17 protein-coding genes are annotated in these 18,587 nt (G+C 64.0%); 10 read left to right on the forward strand and 7 right to left on the reverse strand.

Features of this window, described 5'->3' with window-relative positions; genetic code table 11:
• Positions 1-79: 79 nt before the first annotated feature.
• Positions 80-997, forward strand: coding sequence for a LysR family transcriptional regulator (locus tag PAN31108_RS13865; protein ID WP_150669415.1), 918 nt, complete (start codon positions 80-82; stop codon positions 995-997).
• A 72-nt stretch (positions 998-1,069) separates the two neighbouring features.
• On the opposite strand, the gene PAN31108_RS13870 is transcribed toward PAN31108_RS13865, so the two are convergent.
• Complete coding sequence (locus PAN31108_RS13870; RefSeq protein WP_174994989.1) at positions 1,070-1,492, reverse strand: YybH family protein; 423 nt, start codon at positions 1,490-1,492, stop codon at positions 1,070-1,072.
• Positions 1,493-1,859: 367 nt separating this feature from the next.
• On the reverse strand, positions 1,860-2,606 hold the full coding sequence (gene fnr / locus PAN31108_RS13875; RefSeq protein WP_150669417.1) for a fumarate/nitrate reduction transcriptional regulator Fnr: 747 nt from the start codon (positions 2,604-2,606) through the stop codon (positions 1,860-1,862).
• A 340-nt stretch (positions 2,607-2,946) separates the two neighbouring features.
• Between fnr and scpB the strand changes: the two genes are divergently transcribed.
• The 7 genes from scpB (at position 2,947) to truB (ending at position 13,218) form a co-directional block, all read left to right on the forward strand.
• Positions 2,947-4,299: an SMC-Scp complex subunit ScpB gene (scpB, locus tag PAN31108_RS13880; RefSeq protein ID WP_150669418.1), complete on the forward strand. Its 1,353-nt coding sequence runs from the start codon at positions 2,947-2,949 to the stop codon at positions 4,297-4,299.
• Between the two features lie 153 nt (positions 4,300-4,452).
• Complete coding sequence (locus PAN31108_RS13885; RefSeq protein WP_442417679.1) at positions 4,453-6,255, forward strand: pseudouridine synthase; 1,803 nt, start codon at positions 4,453-4,455, stop codon at positions 6,253-6,255.
• 367 nt (positions 6,256-6,622) lie between these two features.
• On the forward strand, positions 6,623-7,081 hold the full coding sequence (rimP, locus tag PAN31108_RS13890) for a ribosome maturation factor RimP (protein ID WP_044455501.1): 459 nt from the start codon (positions 6,623-6,625) through the stop codon (positions 7,079-7,081).
• Positions 7,078-8,553, forward strand: a complete 1,476-nt coding sequence (nusA, locus tag PAN31108_RS13895; protein WP_044455502.1) for a transcription termination factor NusA — start codon at positions 7,078-7,080, stop codon at positions 8,551-8,553. The genes rimP and nusA overlap by 4 nt, the downstream gene beginning before the upstream one ends.
• Before the next feature lie 80 nt (positions 8,554-8,633).
• Positions 8,634-11,594, forward strand: a complete 2,961-nt coding sequence (gene infB / locus PAN31108_RS13900; protein WP_150669420.1) for a translation initiation factor IF-2 — start codon at positions 8,634-8,636, stop codon at positions 11,592-11,594.
• A gap of 83 nt (positions 11,595-11,677) precedes the next feature.
• Positions 11,678-12,106 (forward strand): 30S ribosome-binding factor RbfA, encoded by a 429-nt coding sequence (rbfA, locus tag PAN31108_RS13905; RefSeq protein WP_150669421.1) that lies wholly within the window; start codon positions 11,678-11,680, stop codon positions 12,104-12,106.
• Between the two features lie 125 nt (positions 12,107-12,231).
• Positions 12,232-13,218, forward strand: coding sequence for a tRNA pseudouridine(55) synthase TruB (truB, locus tag PAN31108_RS13910; RefSeq protein ID WP_150669422.1), 987 nt, complete (start codon positions 12,232-12,234; stop codon positions 13,216-13,218).
• A 30-nt stretch (positions 13,219-13,248) separates the two neighbouring features.
• On the opposite strand, the gene PAN31108_RS13915 is transcribed toward truB, so the two are convergent.
• From PAN31108_RS13915 to PAN31108_RS13930, 4 genes are all read right to left on the reverse strand, one after another.
• A complete protein-coding gene (locus tag PAN31108_RS13915; protein WP_150669423.1) occupies positions 13,249-13,440 on the reverse strand; it encodes a cold shock domain-containing protein in 192 nt (63 codons plus the stop codon).
• A gap of 240 nt (positions 13,441-13,680) precedes the next feature.
• On the reverse strand, positions 13,681-13,884 hold the full coding sequence (locus PAN31108_RS13920; protein WP_150669424.1) for a cold-shock protein: 204 nt from the start codon (positions 13,882-13,884) through the stop codon (positions 13,681-13,683).
• A 249-nt stretch (positions 13,885-14,133) separates the two neighbouring features.
• The gene (locus PAN31108_RS13925) at positions 14,134-14,343 is read right to left on the reverse strand and encodes a cold-shock protein (RefSeq protein ID WP_150669425.1); all 210 of its coding nucleotides are present in this window, start codon (positions 14,341-14,343) and stop codon (positions 14,134-14,136) included.
• A 110-nt stretch (positions 14,344-14,453) separates the two neighbouring features.
• Positions 14,454-14,948 (reverse strand): acyl-CoA thioesterase, encoded by a 495-nt coding sequence (locus PAN31108_RS13930; protein WP_150659189.1) that lies wholly within the window; start codon positions 14,946-14,948, stop codon positions 14,454-14,456.
• Positions 14,949-15,277: 329 nt separating this feature from the next.
• Here PAN31108_RS13930 and PAN31108_RS13935 point away from each other — a divergent pair, with 329 nt between their 5' ends.
• Both PAN31108_RS13935 and PAN31108_RS13940 read left to right on the forward strand, forming a co-directional pair.
• Complete coding sequence (locus tag PAN31108_RS13935) at positions 15,278-16,000, forward strand: AzlC family ABC transporter permease (protein ID WP_150669426.1); 723 nt, start codon at positions 15,278-15,280, stop codon at positions 15,998-16,000.
• Positions 15,993-16,310: an AzlD family protein gene (locus tag PAN31108_RS13940; protein WP_150669427.1), complete on the forward strand. Its 318-nt coding sequence runs from the start codon at positions 15,993-15,995 to the stop codon at positions 16,308-16,310. Before PAN31108_RS13935 ends, PAN31108_RS13940 begins: the two co-directional genes overlap by 8 nt.
• 152 nt (positions 16,311-16,462) lie before the next feature.
• Here the strand turns inward: PAN31108_RS13940 and PAN31108_RS13945 are convergent, their stop codons facing one another.
• A complete protein-coding gene (locus PAN31108_RS13945; RefSeq protein ID WP_174994982.1) occupies positions 16,463-17,644 on the reverse strand; it encodes a hypothetical protein in 1,182 nt (393 codons plus the stop codon).
• Positions 17,645-18,587 lie beyond the last annotated feature (943 nt).

The following is an 18,587-nucleotide window of genomic DNA, read 5'->3' on the forward strand; positions in this document are numbered from 1 at the left end:
CGATAGCGAGAGATTACGGCTAGTCGATTGCTTTGATAATCCGGATAATACGGAAAAGATTTTTTGGAAAATCCGTCAAATGTCATTGGACCTCGATACTGTGGCGTTGTTCGTTCGGGTGGCCGCCCTGGGAAACGTCTCGGCAGCGGGGCGTGAGCGCGGGTTGTCGCCGGCCACGGCCAGTACACGGCTCGCGCAACTGGAGGCGACGCTCGGCGCGCGGTTGCTGCACCGGACAACGCGTCGTGTGGTGCTCACGCAAGAAGGCGAGGTGTTTCTGGTGCAGGCGCAGGCGTTGCTCGCCGCACAGGCGCAGGCGCTGGCGAGCGTGGGGCAGGGGCTGGCCGCGCCGCAGGGGCGTTTGCGAGTGTCGTGCTCGTCGTCGTTCGGGCGTCAGCATGTCTCGCCTGCCTTGCCAGCGTTTCTCGAACGCTATCCCGGCATTTCGCTGGATTTTCGGCTCACGGACCGCATTGTCGATCTGCTGGAAGAGGGCGTCGATCTCGCCATTCGTGTCGGGGCGCTAAGGGATTCGACGCTCGTCGCCCGGAAGCTCGCCGCCAATACGCGGACATTGTGTGCGTCTGCGGCGTATCTCGCGGCGCATGGTACACCGAAGCACCCCGGCGATCTTGCGGGTCACGAGTGCCTGATTCTCGGGGATCAGCGCGATTGGCGCTTCGTGACCCCGGGCGGCACGCTGAACGTGCGGGTGAGTGGGCGCCTGGCCTCGGACAACGGGGAGGTGCTGCGCGATGCGGTGCTCGCCGGCGTCGGCATCGCCCTCAAGTCGACATGGGATGTCGGGGCGCACTTGCAGCGCGGCGACCTGGTGCCGGTGCTGCCGGCGTATCCGCTGGCGGAGGAGGTCGCGATTTGGGCCGTTTACCCGAGCCGGACCTTCGTGCCGCCGAAAACCCACGCACTCATCGAGTTTCTACAGGCGCGTTTCGGTCCGGTGCCGTATTGGGATGTGGCGGCAGCCGTGGCGCGCTGAGTGGCGGGCTGAGGGGGGCTGAGGGGGGCTGAGGGGGACTGAGTGGTGAGCAGAAGCGCCCGGACAAGACCGTCAGTGCAGGCGGTGCGTGCGCGGCAACTGCGCGCCGGTGTCCTCGTGACCGATCGCCGGACTGGCGTGATGCAGCACCAGACGCCAGCCGTCCGCTTCTTTCAGGTAGACGTTGGTCGCCAGCACGAACGCGTAGCGCGCCTCCGGGTGGGTCTCGACCTGAATCTGCTCAAGCACGTTATGCACGGCGCACAACGGGTTGTGGGCGACCTGAAGATGGCTCACTGTCACTTGCAGCCCGCCTTTGGCGAGAATCTGCCGCCAACTGGCGCGTACGGCCGCCGGGCCGACCTGACGCGGCCCTGAAGGATGGATGCAGACGACTTCCTCGTCTTCCGACCAGACATCCATCAGCGTATCCGTGTCGCCGGCGCGCAACGCTTCGTAGAACGCGTGCTCGGCGTCTTCCGGGCTTAGAAATATGGTTGCGGGCATAACGACGGCCTCCGTCGGGGTCCAACGCTCGAAACACCGCGCGGCGGGTGTGCCGTGCGGCGAACGCGCCGATTATGGAGGGTTTGTCCGGGCTTGTCGAACAGACCCATGGGCGGTTTCCCCGTCATGCGCGACGTTTGATCTGGCGCAAGGCGTTGGCCGGGCGGCGCCGGTAGTTTATCGGTAACGGGGAAGTGTCTGACACGTGCGGCTTTCGGTCGTGGCCGACCGGCATGCATGCGCGGGAATCGATGGAAATGCGGGACGTGCAGGAAGTGCAGGAAACGCGGGGAAGCGAGAGGCCCGGTGAGGGGGGCGCAGGAGCGGGGGCGCTCGTGCGCCCCCGCAAGCCGGATCAGCAGTGTTGCACGCCGGCGAGTTCACGCAGGGCCACGCCGTCGACGATCTTGACGTGGCGCTGGCGGATCTCGATCATGCCGTTCTGCGCAAAACGCGAGAACAGGCGGCTGACCGTTTCGAGCTTGAGGCCGAGGAAACTGCCGATTTCTTCGCGGCTCATGCGCAAAACGAACTCATTGGCAGCGTAGCCCCGTGCGGACAGCCGCTCCGACAGGTTCAGCAGGAAGACGGCCAGACGTTCCTCCGCCCGCATCGTCCCGAGCGCGAGCAATTGCTGGTGTTCGTTGCGGATTTCCTGGCTCATCAGGCGATGCAACTGACGTTGCAGCGACGGCACCTGACGCGAAAGCGTCTCCAGCTCATTGAAGCGTGCGATGCACAGCTCGCTGTCTTCGAGCGCGATGGCGGTGCTCGGGTGATGGTTGTCGGCCACGGCGTCCAGGCCGATCAGTTCGCCCTGAAGGTGAAAGCCGACGACCTGCTCACGGCCGTCGGGGGCCGTGACACAGCTCTTGAGTGACCCGAAACGAATGCCGTAGACGGCGCTCAGATCATCGTTGGCGTGATAGAGCACTTCGCCTTTTTTGAGGCGGCGGCGCTCGCTTACGAGTGCGTCCAGTCGTTCCAGCTCCGGCTCAGGGATGCCGACGGGCAGGCAGAACTGCCCCAGTGAGCAGGTGGAACAACGAGGCTGGGCAACCGGAATGGGGTTGCCGGGAATGCGACCGATCTCGGTGGTCATGGAGGCCCCTGAAGTTATTTTGAGAGTTTACCATGAGGCGTCGACCCGCCGTTTCGGCAGGCGGGACCTCAGGGTTTCGACGATGCTTTACGGGCGTCGGTGTTTCAGTAATAATTGCGCACATACCGGACGTCCGTCTCGCCGCACTATCGGCCTGGGCGTTTTCCCGGCAGGTCGTTTCGAAGCACTCTGGTCGCGCCGCCGTCACTACGACCGAACACAAAAGGGCGCGCGCTTATGCGAAGCGGTTGTTTTTTCCATCGACGACCGTTTCTCGTGTTCCAAGCATCCATTTATTCCTGATACCGGGTTGCCAAGCCCCCGGTCTGCTTAGTCGCACATGAATACCCAAGAGGCGAAACTCGTCCTCGAGACCGCGTTGATTTGCGCGCAGGAGCCGCTCAAGGTCGGCGATCTGCGCAAGCTTTTCAATGACGCCGTGTCTGGCGACACGGTGCGCGCGCTGCTCGAGGAAATCCGCGTGCAATGGGATGGCCGAGGTGTGGAATTGGTGGCGTTGGCCACCGGCTGGCGTTTCCAGAGCCGTCCGCGCATGCGTGAATACCTTGACCGCCTCAATCCGGAGAAGCCGCCGAAGTACTCGCGCGCCGTGATGGAGACGCTGGCGATCATCGCGTATCGCCAACCGGTCACGCGTGGCGATATCGAAGAGATTCGCGGCGTGACGGTCAACACGCAGATCATCAAGCAGCTCGAAGATCGTGGCTGGATCGAGGTGATCGGTCATCGCGACGTGCCGGGACGCCCCGGCCTGTACGCTACGACCAAGGACTTTCTCGACGATCTGGGCTTGCGTGCGCTCGACGCGCTGCCGCCGCTTGAAGATCCGGCAGCGCAGGCGCAGATCGATTTGCTCGCGCAGCAGAATATCGAATTCGGCGAGCGCGCCGAGGGTGAGGAGGGCGAGGCGGCGGTGTCCGACGATGTCCCGGTCGCCGATGCCGAAGCGCTCGCCCGTCTCGCACAGTCGCGCGCCGACGATTTGCCGCTCGCGCAAGGGTTGCCGGAAGATCAGCGGCCACAGCCGTTGGCCGACGCAGCGGCTGAATCCGGCGACGTGCTCACGGAAGCGGTGCTGCTCGATGCCGTGATGGCCGAAGCCGAAGCGTCGGCGCATAGCGTGTCGGAGGCGGCGGCAAACGTCGTGACAGATGTGGCTGCCGAGGCGCCGAACGAAGTGGCGACCGACCCGTCTGCCGAAATTTCGACGGCCGCCGAGGAACTCGACGGCGTGACGCACGTCAGTGAGCAGGACGGCACCGCGCATGGCGACGCGGCGGATGTGCTGGTCGCGGACGAAGTCAGCGAAGCGGATGGCGACTCGCATGGCGATGTGCCGGCGAGGTTCGACATCGAATCGTCGGATGGCGAGGGCGGGACGCAATACAAGGAATTTTCCGAAGTGTCGGGCGCTGCGGTTCCTGCGGGCGAAGATTCGCCGCAAGATATGCGGGACAGCGAGCAGGGCGTCGGGCATGACATCGGGCAAGACGTCGGGGCCGAAGACGACGCGGCGCATGCGGCAGATCCCGCAGCGTCGTTGGCGCAGGAGGTTCCTCCCCACGCTGTCGACTCGGCAGCGAACGAAGCCGCCGCCGGGCAGCCCACGCCCGGTGCGATGGACGACGACGAGAACGACGGGGACGACAAGAATCTCGTCACCGGTACCTGAGGTCGCGGCGCCTGGCGCCGCACTCACCCGAAGGACCGTTTGCGATAAGAACGAAGTCGCGGCACGTATTTGCCGCGCATTCATGGTGCGAACACGGATCAGGGCAGCGACTTATGCCTGCCCGCGACGATCCCGTTTTCCAATGAGGTTGTGTTGAAACAAAACGAAGAATCCCAGGACCTGCACGCACGCGATGCCGGTGCCGAAGCACGTTCGCCGGAAGGTGAGGGCGGCGATGAAAAGGCGTCGCGCCGAGGCTTGCGCCGCGGTCCGCGCAGTTTGATCGCCCGCCGTCGTGCGGCTCAGCAAGCCAAGCGCGAAGGCGACGACAACGGCGAGGCTGCCGCGTCGGACGCCGCGCAAGGGGCATTGTCCTTCGACGCGCCGCAGGCGCAGGCGTCGGGCGCCGAAGGCGCACCGGCGGCGGCCCAGGGGCGCGCTCGCGCAAATTCTCGCAAGCCGCGTGGCGGCAAGCGCGACGATGCGCAGCAATCGTCGCAGGCCGCCGGCGCGAATGGCGCAACATCGGGCGGCCGCGCGCAACGAGGCGCGCAGGGCGGACAAAACGCGCAGGGCGGACACGCCGCTCAGGGTGGTCAGGGCGCGCCGGGCAAGACGCAGGGGCGTGGTCGCAAGGGGCCGGCCGGCGGTGGGCGCGGCAAGGGCAATGCCGGCAATGCCGGTGATGGCGATCTGTTCGCGTTTGTGACGTCGGGCGGATTCGACGGTGACGATGCCGAAGGCGATAGCGCTGCTGCGAAGCGCGGTCGCCGCCCGGCGGACCGTCGTGTCTTGTCGCCGGACGACGAAGCGCCGAAGCTCCACAAGGTGCTGGCCGAAGCCGGCATGGGTTCGCGCCGCGAAATGGAGGAGTTGATTCTTGCCGGTCGCGTGTCCGTGAATTCGGAGCCGGCCCACATCGGGCAGCGCATTCTGCCGACCGATCAGGTTCGTATCAACGGCAAGCTCGTCAAGCGTCGCATTACCAGCAAGCCGCCGCGCGTGCTGCTGTATCACAAGCCGGCAGGCGAAATCGTCAGCCACTCCGATCCGGAAGGCCGCACCTCGGTGTTCGATCGTCTGCCGCCGATGAAGACGGCGAAGTGGCTCGCCGTCGGTCGTCTCGACTTCAACACGGAAGGTTTGCTGATTCTGACGACTTCGGGCGATCTGGCGAACCGGTTCATGCACCCCCGCTACGAGATCGAGCGCGAATACGCGGTCCGGACCGTGGGTCAACTGAGCGAAGCGTCGCGTCAGCAACTGCTGCACGGCATCAAGCTCGAAGACGGTGAGGCCAACTTCCTGCGTTTGAAGGATGGTGGCGGCGAAGGCTCGAATCACTGGTATCACGTGGCGCTGGCCGAAGGCCGGAACCGCGAGGTGCGTCGTATGTTCGACGCGGCCGGGCTGATGGTGAGCCGTCTGATCCGTACGCGTTACGGTCCGCTGACACTGCCGCGTGGGCTCAAGCGCGGCCGTTACGAGGAAATGGACGAAGCGCAGGTGCGCTCGCTGTTCGCCGCCGTCGGCATGAAGATGCCGGGCGCTGCGTCGGACGAGAAGGGCGCGCGCAACGGGGGGCGTGGCGCTAAGGCCGGTGCGCCGAAGGAGCCGCGTCGTCAGCCGGATCCGATGCAGACGGCGCTCGGCGTGTTCGCTCGCGAGCCTGGCCAGTCGCGCCGTCCGCGTGCCAACCCGCTCACCGCCTTTGTGGGGCCGAGTGGTGGCTACCCCGGGCAGACGCCTTCGCCGCGCGGCGAGGGTCGCCGTTTTGGCGGCGGTAATGCGGGGGGGAATGCGGGCGGTGGTTTCGGTGGCCAGTCGCGAGGCGGTAGCGGTGGAAATGGTGGTGGCAATAGCAATGGCAATCGCAGTCGCGGCGGAAATCGCGCGGGTGGCGGTGGCGGAAATCAGGGCAACCGCGGTAATCGCGGCGGCAACCGGTCCCGCTGAGTCGTTGCCCCGATTTTGCGGTGCAGCAAGGTAGCAACGATGCCCTGTCGAGAGGCTTTTGCGGTGCCAAGCGTTGCAAATCGGGTCAAAACCATATAAAATCAATGAATAAGCTGGTTTGCGTGTCGGGCGTTCTGCTGCGACGCGCACCTCATGCGCAATGAGGCTGTAAGAAATGGGCGTTTCGCCCATTTTTTTTTGCCGCGAGCGTTTTACGCGGCCGATGCCGCCGCGTCGGGGAGTGGGTGTGCCGACTCAGGTACACCGGCCCGGGCGGTCGAGGCGGGCATCGTGCGACGTCCCATGCGGGGCGCGCAGACATGTCGGGCGCTGCTGATGCGCGCGAGTTTTTCTAGGGTGAGCAAAGTTGCAATTGCCAGAACTGATCGAGACCACGGTCGAAGGCCTGGGTTACGAGCTGGTCGATCTTGAGCGCGCGGGCGGCGGACTGCTGCGCGTGTATATCGACAAGCCGGAGGGCATTACGATCGATGACTGCGAGACGGTGAGCCGTCAGCTCTCGCATGTCCTGATGGTCGAGAACGTCAATTACGACCGACTTGAAGTGTCGTCGCCGGGGCTCGACCGTCCGCTGCGCAAGCTGCGGGACTTCGAGCGTTTCGCCGGTGTCGAAGTGAGTCTCACGTTGCGTGTGCCGCTCGAAGGCCGCAAGCAGTTCCGCGGCATTTTGCAGGCGCCGCAAGGCGAAAACTTGAGCCTTGAATTCGAAGGCAAGGGCGGCCCGGCGCTGCTCGAATTCACCCTCGCGGATATTGACCGTGCGCGCCTTGTGCCGCAGATTGATTTTAGGAGTCGCAAACGATGAGTCGCGAAGTATTGCTGTTGGTCGATGCGCTCGCGCGCGAAAAGAACGTCGACAAAGATGTCGTGTTCGGCGCGCTTGAAGCAGCATTGGCTTCGGCCACCAAGAAGCGCTACACCGAAGACGTCGACATTCGCGTGCACATCGACCGTGAGTCGGGCGAGCACGAGAGCTTCCGTCGCTGGCTGGTAGTGCCGGACGAAGCGGGTCTGCAAGAGCCGGACAAGCAGATTCTGTCGTTCGAAGCCAAGGAAGACAATCCGTCGATCGAAATCGGCGAGTTCATCGAAGAGCCGGTGGAGTCGGTCGAATTCGGCCGTATCGGCGCGCAAGCCGCCAAGCAAGTGATTTTGCAGCGTATTCGCGATGCCGAGCGCGAGCAGATCCTGTCGGATTTCCTCGAGCGCGGCGAAAAGATCATGACCGGTACGGTCAAGCGTCTCGATAAGGGCAACCTGATCGTCGAGTCGGGCCGTGTCGAAGCGCTGTTGCGTCGCGATCAGCTCATCCCGAAGGAAAACCTGCGTATCGGCGACCGCGTTCGCGCGTACATCGTGAAGGTCGACCGCACGGCTCGCGGCCCGCAGATCGAACTCTCGCGTACGGCGCCGGAATTCCTCATCGAGTTGTTCGGCATGGAAGTGCCGGAAATCGAACAGGGCCTGCTGGAGATCAAGTCGGCTGCCCGTGATCCGGGCGTGCGCGCCAAGATCGCCGTCGTGGCATACGACAAGCGTATCGATCCGATCGGCACTTGCGTGGGCATTCGTGGCACACGTGTGCAGGCGGTGCGTAACGAACTCGGTGGTGAGAACGTCGATATCGTGCTGTGGTCGGAAGACCCCGCGCAATTCGTGATCGGCGCGCTCGCGCCTGCGGCGGTGCAGTCGATCGTCGTGGACGAAGAGAAGCACAGCATGGACGTGGTCGTCGACGAGAACGAACTGGCGGTCGCGATCGGTCGCAGCGGTCAGAACGTGCGCCTCGCGTCGGAGCTGACCGGCTGGCAGATCAACATCATGACGCCGGACGAATCGGCCGAGAAGCAGAACGAAGAGCGCGGCACGCTGCGTACCTTGTTCATGCAGCGTCTCGATGTGGATGAGGAAGTGGCGGACATCCTGATCGAGGAAGGTTTCTCGAGCCTGGAAGAAATTGCCTACGTGCCTCTGAACGAAATGCTCGAAATCGAAGCATTCGACGAGGACACGGTGCACGAACTGCGCAATCGTGCGCGCGATGCACTGCTCACGCAGGCGATTGCCACCGAGGAGAAGGTCGAAGGTGTTGCGCTCGACCTCAAGAGCCTCGACGGCATGACGCCCGAGTTGCTGGCCAAGCTGGCCGAGCATGAAATTCAGACGCGCGATGATCTGGCCGAACTGGCTGTCGACGAACTGACCGAAATGACGGGCGTCGACGAGGAAGCCGCCAAGGCCCTGATCATGAAAGCGCGAGAGCACTGGTTCCAATGATGACCTGCCCCGGCATGCATATGGAACAGTGAACTTTGAAGTTAACCGCAAGGCGCCTGGCCTTGCTTGAAGAGGTTTGAATGGCGAGCATCAACGTAGCCCAATTTGCTGAAGAACTGAAAATGCCGGCCGGCGTGTTGCTGGAGCAACTCAAAGCCGCCGGCGTGGACAAACTCAGCGCCGACGATTCGGTGACGGAAGCCGACAAGGCCCGTCTGCTGGAGCACCTGCGCCGATCGCACGGCGCTGGCGACGGCGACAAAAAGAAGATTACTCTGACGCGTCGCCAGACCTCGGAAATCAAGCAGGCCGACGCGACCGGTAAGGCGCGGACGATTCAGGTCGAAGTGCGCAAGAAGCGCACGTTCGTCAAGCGTGACGACGTGGCGGAAGGCGCCGAGAACGCCGCCGCTGCGGCCGAGGACGAAGCGCTGCGTCTGCGTGAGGAAGACGCACGCCGCGAAGCGGAGCGTCTGGCGGCGGAAGCGGCCGAGCTCAAGCGTCGCCAGGAACAACTGGAGCGCGAAGAAGCCGAGCGTCGCGAGCGCGAAGAGAAGGAAGCTGCCGAGCGCCGTGCGCGTGAGGAAGCGGAGCGCGTTGCCGCAGCGGCCAGGGCGGCCGAAGAGCAAAAGGCGAAGGCCGAAGCCAAGGCTGCTGACGCCGAAGCCGAAAAGCTGGCGCAAGCGGAAGCCGACAAGGCGGCGAAGGCCGAAGCCGAAAAGGCAGCGCAAGCCGAGAAGGCGGCCGCTGCCAAGGCCGACGCCGAGCGTGAGCAGGCCCGCAAGGCCAGCGAAGAAGCCCGTGCGGCCGCCGAGAAGGCGAGCGCTGCGGCTGACAAGGCGCGCGCCGAAGAAGAAGCGATTCGCAAGCGTCGCGCGGCGGCGGAAGCCGAAGCCCGTGCGATTCGCGAGATGATGAACGCGCCGCGTCGCGTGCTGAAGGCGCCGGAGCCGGCGCCGGCTGCCGCTGCCCCGGCGAAGCCGGACGCCGCAAAGGGCACGCTGCACAAGCCGGCCAAGCCGGAAGGTGCTGCCGCCAAGCCGGCGGACAAGAAGCCGGTCGCGGCACCGGCCTCGACGACGGCGGGCGCTGCCGACAAGAAGGACAAGAAGCCGGGCGCGTGGCAGAAGGACACCGACAATCGCAACAAGCGCGGCGGCATGAAGACGCGCGGCGATACGAGCGGTGGCTCGGATGGCTGGCGTGGCGGTGGCCGTGGCGGCCGTCGCGGCGACCGTCATGCGCAGGACGACCGTCAGGCATTCCAGGCGCCGACCGAACCGGTCGTGCGTGACGTGCATGTGCCGGAAACGATCAGCGTTGCCGATCTCGCGCACAAGATGTCGGTCAAGGCCGCCGAAGTCATCAAGCTGATGATGAAGATGGGCCAGATGGTGACCATCAACCAGGTGCTGGATCAGGAAACGGCGATGATCGTGGTCGAGGAACTCGGCCACCGCGCGATCGCTGCGAAGCTGGACGATCCGGAAACGCTGCTGGACCTCGGCAACGAGGCGTCGGTGGCAGAAGCGCTGCCGCGCCCGCCGGTGGTGACGGTGATGGGTCACGTCGACCACGGCAAGACCTCGCTGCTGGACTACATTCGTCGCGCCAAGGTGGCGGCGGGTGAAGCCGGCGGTATTACGCAGCACATCGGTGCGTATCACGTCGACACGCCGCGCGGTACGGTGACGTTCCTCGACACGCCGGGTCACGAGGCCTTCACGGCCATGCGTGCCCGCGGTGCGCAGGCAACGGACATCGTGATTCTCGTGGTCGCGGCGGACGACGGCGTGATGCCGCAGACGAAGGAAGCGATCGCTCACGCGAAGTCGGCCGGTGTGCCGATCGTGGTGGCGATCAACAAGATCGACAAGCCGGAAGCCAACCCGGACCGCGTGAAGCAGGAACTCGTGGCCGAGGGTGTGGTGCCGGAAGAATACGGTGGCGACTCGCCGTTCGTGCCGGTGTCGGCGAAGACGGGTACGGGTATCGACGATCTGCTCGAGAACGTGCTGCTGCAAGCCGAAGTGCTGGAATTGAAGGCGCCGGTCGACGCACCGGCCAAGGGCATCGTGATCGAAGCGAAGCTGGACAAGGGCAAGGGTCCGGTCGCGACGATTCTGGTGCAGTCGGGCACGCTCAACCGTGGCGACATGGTACTGGCTGGGCAGGCATATGGCCGTGTTCGCGCCATGCTGGACGAAACCGGCAAGAACGCGAAGGAAGCCGGCCCGTCGATCCCGGTGGAAATCCAGGGGCTGTCCGAAGTGCCGGGCGCCGGTGAGGAAGTGCTGGTGGTGCAGGACGAACGGAAGGCACGTGAAATCGCGCTGTTCCGTCAGGGCAAGTTCCGCGACGTGAAGCTGGCCAAGCAGCAAGCTGCGAAGCTGGAGAACATGTTCGAGCAGATGGCCGAAGGTGAAGTCAAGACGCTGCCCCTCATCATCAAGGCAGACGTTCAGGGTTCGCAGGAAGCGCTGGCCCAGTCGCTCAACAAGCTCTCGACGCCGGAAGTGCGCGTGCAGATCGTGCATGCGGCGGTCGGTGGCATCAGCGAAAGCGACGTCAACCTGGCAACGGCATCGAAGGCGGTCATCATTGGCTTCAACACGCGTGCCGATGCACTGGCGCGCAAGCTGGCCGAGTCGAACGGTATCGACATTCGCTACTACAACATCATCTATGACGCAGTGGATGAGGTGAAGGCGGCCATGTCGGGCATGCTGGCGCCGGAGAAGAAGGAAGAGATCACTGGCCTGATCGAAGTGCGTCAGACGTTCAAGGTGCCGAAGGTCGGTACAGTGGCGGGCTGTATGGTGCTCGACGGCTTCGTCAAGCGTTCGTCGCACGTGCGTGTGTTGCGCGACAACGTGGTCATCTTCACGGGCGAACTGGATTCGCTCAAGCGCTTCAAGGATGACGTCAAGGAAGTCAAGTCAGGCTTCGAGTGCGGTCTGTCGGTGAAGAACTTCAACGACATTACGGAAGGCGACCAACTGGAAGCGTTTGAAATCACGGAAGTTGCGCGCTCGCTGTAACGCGATTTGCACAACGGAAGTGGAATGGCCCACCGAGCCGGGAAACCGGCGGCGTGGGCCATTGCATTACTAGCGAGTTTGTTATGGCAAAAAAACGTGGCGTTCCCGGTCGGAATCTTCGCATCAACGATCAGATCCAGCGTGATCTCTCGGAGTTGATTCAGCGCGAAGTGAAGGACCCGCGCATTGGGCTGGTCACGCTGCAAAGCGTGGAAGTGACGCCCGACTATGCGCACGCGAAGGTGTTTTACACGACGCTCACCGGCGATCCGAAAGCGACCGGTGAGGCGCTCAATGAAGCGGCAGGCTACCTGCGTAATCTGCTGTTCAAGCGGTTGCACATTCATACGGTGCCGACGCTGCATTTCCACTTCGACCAGTCGATCGAACGTGCGATCGAGATGTCTCGTCTGATCGATACGGCCAACGCCACGCGGGCGAAGGACGATGCGCAAGCCGACGGCGATGCCGACGACCTTGACGGTAGCGACAAGGAAGGCGACGGCAAGTAACCGTCGATTGAAAACGTAGCCTGCCGGGCTGGCGCACAGCGAGTCCGGCAGCGTTGCGACGCCCGGGCGCCGTCGATGCGTGCCGAGGTGTCACCCCATTCGAATTTCTCGAGTCATCCCCACCCATGACGGACCCGCGTTCGCAGGCACCCCGCCAAAAACTCCCTCGTTTCCCGCTCGACGGTGTGTTGTTGCTCGACAAGCCGCTCGGTCTGTCGTCCAACGATGCCTTGATCAAGGCCAAGCGTTTGCTTCAGGCGTTGAAGGCCGGTCACACCGGCACGCTCGATCCGTTGGCGACAGGGTTGCTGCCGCTGTGTTTCGGCGAAGCAACGAAGTTCTCGCAAGACCTGCTGGAAGCCGACAAGACGTATGAAGCGCGTGTGCGTCTGGGCGAGACGACCACAACGGGCGATGCGGAAGGAGAGGTGTTGCTCACGCGCGCCGTGCAGGTGGACGAGGCGGCGATTCGCGCGGTGCTGCCGCGCTTTACCGGCCAGATTGCGCAGGTCCCGCCGATGTACTCGGCGCTCAAGCGCGACGGCAAACCGCTGTATGAGTATGCTCGCGCCGGGCAGACGGTCGAGCGCGAAGCGCGTGCGGTGACGATTCATCTGTTGGAAATGACCGAGTGCGCGTTGCCGGTGGCGAACGAGTTCACGTTTCGCGTGACGTGCAGCAAGGGCACGTACGTGCGCACGCTGGCGGAGGATATCGGTGAGGCGTTGGGGTGCGGTGCGCATCTGCGGTCGTTGCGCCGCACGGCGGTCGGCCCGCTCACCCTCGACGGCGCCGTGACGCTTGACGACCTGAACGCCCTCGATCATGCGCAGCGTGTGGCGAAGCTCGCACCGGTGGATGCGTTGCTCAAGACGCTACCGGCGGTGTGGCTCGACGACACGCTCGCGAAGCGATTCAGCCACGGGCAACGTTTGCGTCTGGACGACGTTCGTTGTCCGGCGCCTTTGCGCGCCTGCGCCGCCGCGCACGACGGCATCGAAGTCAAGGTGTACGCTGAGGCCGGTGCGGATATGGCGGCACGCTTGCTGGGCGTCGCTCGCCTGGACGGCGAGGCATTGCTCACGCCTCAGCGATTGCTCAAGACGCAGTGACGAAAACGTCTGCCGGGGCGACCGAGCGGATCAGATCGATTTGATGCTTTGGGCCCCGGGTTGCTTAGGTGCATTCGACGTATCGAACTCGACCTTTTGTTGGTCTGCCGCGTGCGCGACGCTAACGCTTTGAATGGCCGAGTAGTGGGCGAAAATATCTTCCGCGTCTGCCGTTGGGGTGCTCTTGCGTTGCGTAAACTGTTCGTTGAGTTCCTTTGTCATGACGACCTCCTGGACGAAATGTCGGGTTAAGGGACGCAGCCTGTCGCATCAGCGAATGACGGGAGCGAGGTGTGCCGCCCGTGGGCCGTCCACAACGGTAGTTAAGTACAGTATCGCGCTGCCCGAAACTGTCAACGTTGTCAGGTAGGGGGGAGCGCCGGGTAAACGCGATCTCACGGGGGCATGTCACCGTGGGCGCATGGCGGCCGGTTGGCGGAGGCCGCCGCATAGATCCATAGATCATTGCGGTCTGACGCGTTGTGCCTGAAGACTGTTTTTGCCTTGCGTCACCTCGTACTCGACCTTTTGTCCTTCGGTCAGCGTTCTTCTGCCGTCGACCTCAATCGAAGTGTGGTGAACGAATACGTCTTCACCACCGTTGTCCGGCGAGATAAAACCGAACCCTTTTTCATCGTTGAACCACTTGACGGTTCCCATTGGCATGACAGCCTCCTTGACGAATAGCGGGTCCGCCGATGCCCTGAAGTCACCGAGCAGGCATTCGCATATCCGTATTCGATCACCGGATCGTGCATCCGGTAACTGTCAACCTTGACAGGCGAGTCGGGCACGCCGGCGTGACGAAATGTCGTATGCGGCGGGGCCAGTGGGCGTCAACGTTACGAGGGATGAGGGGCGGTGGAGGGAGCGGCGCGTGAGGACGACGACAGCGACAACAACGACAACAACGCGTCAGCCCGATGCTTCGCGGACGTTGACCGCGAGCAGGTAGGCGTCGCCCGGGGTGACTTCGTAATCGACGATCTGGCCTTCCCGGAGCGTCGATGCGCCGGGCACGCGGATTTCCGTCTCGTGCACGAAGACGACCTCGCCGCCATGGTGGGGCGTGATGAAGCCGTACCCCTTCTCGGGGAAATAACGCTTGACGGTGCCGCGCGGCATGATGGAGTCACCTTCGAGAAGATGCATCGCGTTCGGCTGTGCGCCGTCCGGACGTTCGTCAGGGGACGTAGCGCGCATCGCGCGCGACGACGCCCCGCTGTCGTGTACAGTCAGTTCGCGACGTTTTCCGGCTTGAGTTCGACAATGGCGTCGAGCGCGGCTTTCACGTCCATGGCGTACTTCGCCAATGCCTTCTGTTCGTCGGTTTTCGGCTCGAACGACGGCACGCCCACGGGGTGATTGCTCTCGTCGACGGCGACGAACACCATCAGGCAGTCGGTCGTCTGGCGCAGCTCGCCCCACTTCGGGTCGCCTGCGTGGACCGACACGTGGATATGCATGCTGGTGCGGCCCGTGGCCACAATGCGCGCACGCAGTTCCACCAGATTGCCGACCAGAATCGGACGACGGAAGCGGATATTGCCGACGCTGACCGTCACGCAATACCGGCCCGACCACGTTGCGGCGCAAGCGTAAGCCACCTCGTCGATCCACTTCATCAGCGACCCGCCATGCACCTTGCCGCCGAAGTTGACGGCGGCCGGCTCGGCCAGAAAGCGGAAAGTGACTTCGGAGCGTTCGATCGGGTTCTGCGGGGTATTCATGATGTTTGTTTTTTGCTGGCGGAGAGTACGTTCCCGGCCCTCCGACGGCGCTTCGATGGCATTTCGCCGCGCAGGCCCCGGGCTGGGGGATGCGCAATGATACTGCGATTGCGTGACGCCTGCCGGCACCCGGCACGAACGCGAGCGAATGGCGTAAATCGTCGCGCAGGCGATGACCTCACCAGCGACACCCACGGCACCCGCAGCACTGACCGTCTCGACCGGGGAGGCCGCCATCGCGGCAAACCGCAAGAACATACAAGACGGCGCGGTGCAACGTCCGCTATGCTGCACATCCGGTAGTTTTCGCAGGAGTGGTTGTGTCTGGAATGTCTTCTTCGGCTGCATCGTCACGGCAGTCCGATGTCAAACTCGAAGTCGCGCGCGGCATGCGCGCCTCGTTGCCGGTCATGCTCGGATTCGTGCCGTTCGCCATGGTGCTCGGCGCGCAAGCGACCCAGAAGGGCATGCCCGCCTGGCTGGTGCCGCTCATGACCGGCATGAATTTCGCCGGCGGATCGGAGTTCACGGCCGTCCATCTCTGGACATCGCCGCCGCATCTGGCATTGATCGTGGCCATGTCTTGCCTCGTCAATTCGCGTCATATCCTGATGGGGGCTGCATTCGCACCGTTGCTTCGCCATGTGCCGTTGCGTCGCGCATTGCCGTCGCTTTTCCTGATGTGCGACGAAGCATGGGCGATGGCGCTGGCCGATACGCAGGCGCGCAACGCGTCTCGCGTCAGTCTGCCGTATTACCTCGGTGTGGCCGTCAATCTCTGGCTCGCATGGATTGTGTTCACCGCACTCGGCGCCGTGCTGGGGCCGGTGCTTGGCGATATCGAACGATATGGTTTCGATATGGCATTCACCGCCGTCTTCCTCGTCTTGCTGCGGGGGATGTGGCGTGGCATGCGCAAGAGCCTGCCGTGGCTGGCGAGCCTCATCGCGGCGGCGCTCACGTATCTTTACGTGCCGGGCTCGTGGTATGTGGCCGCCGGCGCCGTGGCCGGTCTGCTGGCTGCCGTGCTGATGGAGCCGCGCAATGCTTGATGTCCTGAACGTCGCTTCGCTTCTGCCGCTCGCCACGGTCGCCCTCATGGCGGCCACGACCTACGCCACGCGTATCGTCGGTTTTCTGCTTCTGCGTGATCGCGTGCTCAGCCCGCGCATGCGCGCCGTGATGGAAAGCCTGCCGGGGTGCGTACTCATTTCGGTGATCGCACCGTCGTTCGTCGCCGACCGTCCCGCGGATCTGCTCGCGCTGGCCGTGACATTGTTCGTCGCGTTACGCTTTTCGCTGCTGCCGACCGTCGTCATCAGCATCGTGGCGACGGCCGCGTTGCGCTACCTCGTAGGCTGACGGCGCGGCCGGGCCGGTCGAACGGCCCATGCGCCGTCCGCCGGCGCGCATGGGCCGCGCCGCATATGCCGGCATCGACTCACCGAACGCCGTCACGGACCTCATTACGGACCTCATTACGGACCTCGTCACGGACCTCGTCACGGACCTCGTTACGCCCGCAGTTCCCGCCGGTACGCCAGCGTCGATTGCCACGCCTGCTCATTGGCGGTCCGAAGCAGTTGCGTGGTCTCCGGATCGTGTGCGAAGCGGTTGAAGAAGGCGGCGTAGTTCGAGGCCGGCACGCGCGCGGGCGCGAGCGGTTGACGCACCGGGTCGGGCAGCTTGTCGGCCGTTTGGTCCAGCACCCTCAGCACCTCGTACAGCGAATGCCCACCGTCGTGCATCACCATCGTGGCCAGGCCCAGCACCATGTGGTTCATGTCCATGCGTTTGACGGCATCTGCGGTTTGCCGGTCTTGCACGGCATCGGCCAGAAAATGCAGGATAAAGTTGGTCGTGCCGGAGGAGCCCCAGATGCTCGGACGCCCGGTTTCCAGCGCGGCGTCAATCTGCGGCGTGCGCGCGTCGAAGTCCGTCACGCTGGACAACACGCCTCGCACATCTTCCTCGTCGTCGTAGTTCACGAAGTTGGGGGAAATCTGATGCCGCATCAGCATGCCGACATTCGGCCCTGTCTGGTAGCCGTCTTCCGGAAATTTTTCTTCGCCGCGCTCGTCGAGCAGAGCTTCATAGTTCTTGTCGGACGCTGCTTTCCACGTGGCGACGTTCGGCGCGTCGTCCTGCATGGCGGCCAGCAATCGGCACGCCACCAGATAAGTGGCCATGCAGGACGGCCCGTCGGTGGCCGGCGTATTCAAAAAGGCGCGCAGTGCGGCGGGGGTGGCCTCTTCCAGGAGTCGCGTGCTCGCCATGTCGTCGTTCAGCCAACTGCCGGGATACGCACTCTCGATGCGATTGACGGTCCCCAGCGCCACCGCCGTCTGCTGCTCGGGCGTGCACCTCGCGAGTACCGTCGATAGCAGTCGGCGCATGTCGGTGGCTGAGCGAAGCATGCCCCGCGACGGGTTCGTCGCCAGCGTCTCGGCAAACGCGCTCTCCCATTTCCGGCCGTTGACGTTATCGTTCAGGCGCGTTGCCGGCGGCCCCTCCGGACCGTGGGACCGGAGTCCGCCGATCTTGCGATCGAGCGCCTGTGCGGTGCGCTGGACCAACGGGTCCTGAATCGTCTGGAGGTGGCGATTGAGCCCCGTCAGGAAATTGATGGTGGAAGCGGTATCGAGTCTGTCGGTAAGCCAATGCTGCCTGGCTTGCTGGCCCACCAGGGTGAACAACTGTTTGTGCGCAGGCCCGGTCGACGGGGCACGCACACCCTGATCCGCGAGATCGATCAGCCACGCGATCGCTTCGGTCGACGTGGGGGGCGGGGGGGGCGGCATCGGGCGTGTTGCCCGGCCGGGAAATGCGGTGATCCTCCGAGAGCACGGTAATGTTTTGCAGCAGATCGATGGCGTTTTGGGCCGTGAGCGGGGTGCCGACGAAGTCCCGTTTGAGATCGATTCGCTGTTGCTGCGGCAACGACGTGCCCGTGGCGCCCAGCGCGGCCCACGCATCGTCGAAGCATTGCATCAGCGCATGCTGGGCAAGCTTCTCTCCCTGGCCTGGCGTACGTTTGAGGCGGCTGGTCAGGACGATTTCGTCATTGCTCACCCGATGAGCGCTGAGGTAGCTGCCCGGTGCGATTTTGTTCAGAAACGGCAGCAGATCGCCCCGGTTCGACGCCGAGACCGGCAGGCGCAGCTTCACCGTGGGAGGCGAAGCATATTGCGCCAGCCGGTCCTCGATTTTTCCGGCAAGCGTCATGACGTCGCGGGCGTCGAGCGGGCCGTTGTCGGCGTTAAATCTCGCCTGATGCTGTTCGGGAAACAGAATGTCGGGGGCATTCCGGTCGGTCTCCGGCAACGCGCGAATCGCCTGATTGACGACCTGCCTGACGATTTCCTTCGCTTCTTTTGCGCCTGCGACGGGGGGCGCGACGGACGGGGCGTACACGTCCATGCTGTCGTGCGCCGGGGGAATCCACGTCAGATGCGGACCGGCGGGGGGTGGGACGGCCACAAGGCAGTGCAATGGCGAGGGCGGCGCGTCGAGTTGGCCCAGTTGCCCAATCAGATGACGCCAGCCCCCATCGCTGACGGCGGGCGAGGGCTCGGCGCCGGCAGCCGAGCCTTGAGCGGCGGGGGTAGGCCGAAGGTCGCCCGGCAACGGTTGTCGCAA

The sequence above is a fragment of the Pandoraea anhela genome (assembly GCF_902459655.1).
Lineage (GTDB): Bacteria > Pseudomonadota > Gammaproteobacteria > Burkholderiales > Burkholderiaceae > Pandoraea > Pandoraea anhela.

Bases quoted from the DNA above. Each gene is read 5' to 3' on its own strand.
- PAN31108_RS13865 (WP_150669415.1), top strand. From the start codon at position 80: ATGTCATTGGACCTCGATACTGTGGCGTTGTTCGTTCGGGTGGCCGCC.
- fnr (WP_150669417.1), bottom strand. From the start codon at position 2,606: ATGACCACCGAGATCGGTCGCATTCCCGGCAACCCCATTCCGGTTGCC.
- scpB (WP_150669418.1), top strand. From the start codon at position 2,947: ATGAATACCCAAGAGGCGAAACTCGTCCTCGAGACCGCGTTGATTTGC.
- nusA (WP_044455502.1), top strand. From the start codon at position 7,078: ATGAGTCGCGAAGTATTGCTGTTGGTCGATGCGCTCGCGCGCGAAAAG.
- infB (WP_150669420.1), top strand. From the start codon at position 8,634: ATGGCGAGCATCAACGTAGCCCAATTTGCTGAAGAACTGAAAATGCCG.
- rbfA (WP_150669421.1), top strand. From the start codon at position 11,678: ATGGCAAAAAAACGTGGCGTTCCCGGTCGGAATCTTCGCATCAACGAT.
- truB (WP_150669422.1), top strand. From the start codon at position 12,232: ATGACGGACCCGCGTTCGCAGGCACCCCGCCAAAAACTCCCTCGTTTC.
- PAN31108_RS13915 (WP_150669423.1), bottom strand. From the start codon at position 13,440: ATGACAAAGGAACTCAACGAACAGTTTACGCAACGCAAGAGCACCCCA.
- PAN31108_RS13920 (WP_150669424.1), bottom strand. From the start codon at position 13,884: ATGCCAATGGGAACCGTCAAGTGGTTCAACGATGAAAAAGGGTTCGGT.
- PAN31108_RS13925 (WP_150669425.1), bottom strand. From the start codon at position 14,343: ATGCCGCGCGGCACCGTCAAGCGTTATTTCCCCGAGAAGGGGTACGGC.
- PAN31108_RS13930 (WP_150659189.1), bottom strand. From the start codon at position 14,948: ATGAATACCCCGCAGAACCCGATCGAACGCTCCGAAGTCACTTTCCGC.
- PAN31108_RS13935 (WP_150669426.1), top strand. From the start codon at position 15,278: ATGTCTTCTTCGGCTGCATCGTCACGGCAGTCCGATGTCAAACTCGAA.
- PAN31108_RS13940 (WP_150669427.1), top strand. From the start codon at position 15,993: ATGCTTGATGTCCTGAACGTCGCTTCGCTTCTGCCGCTCGCCACGGTC.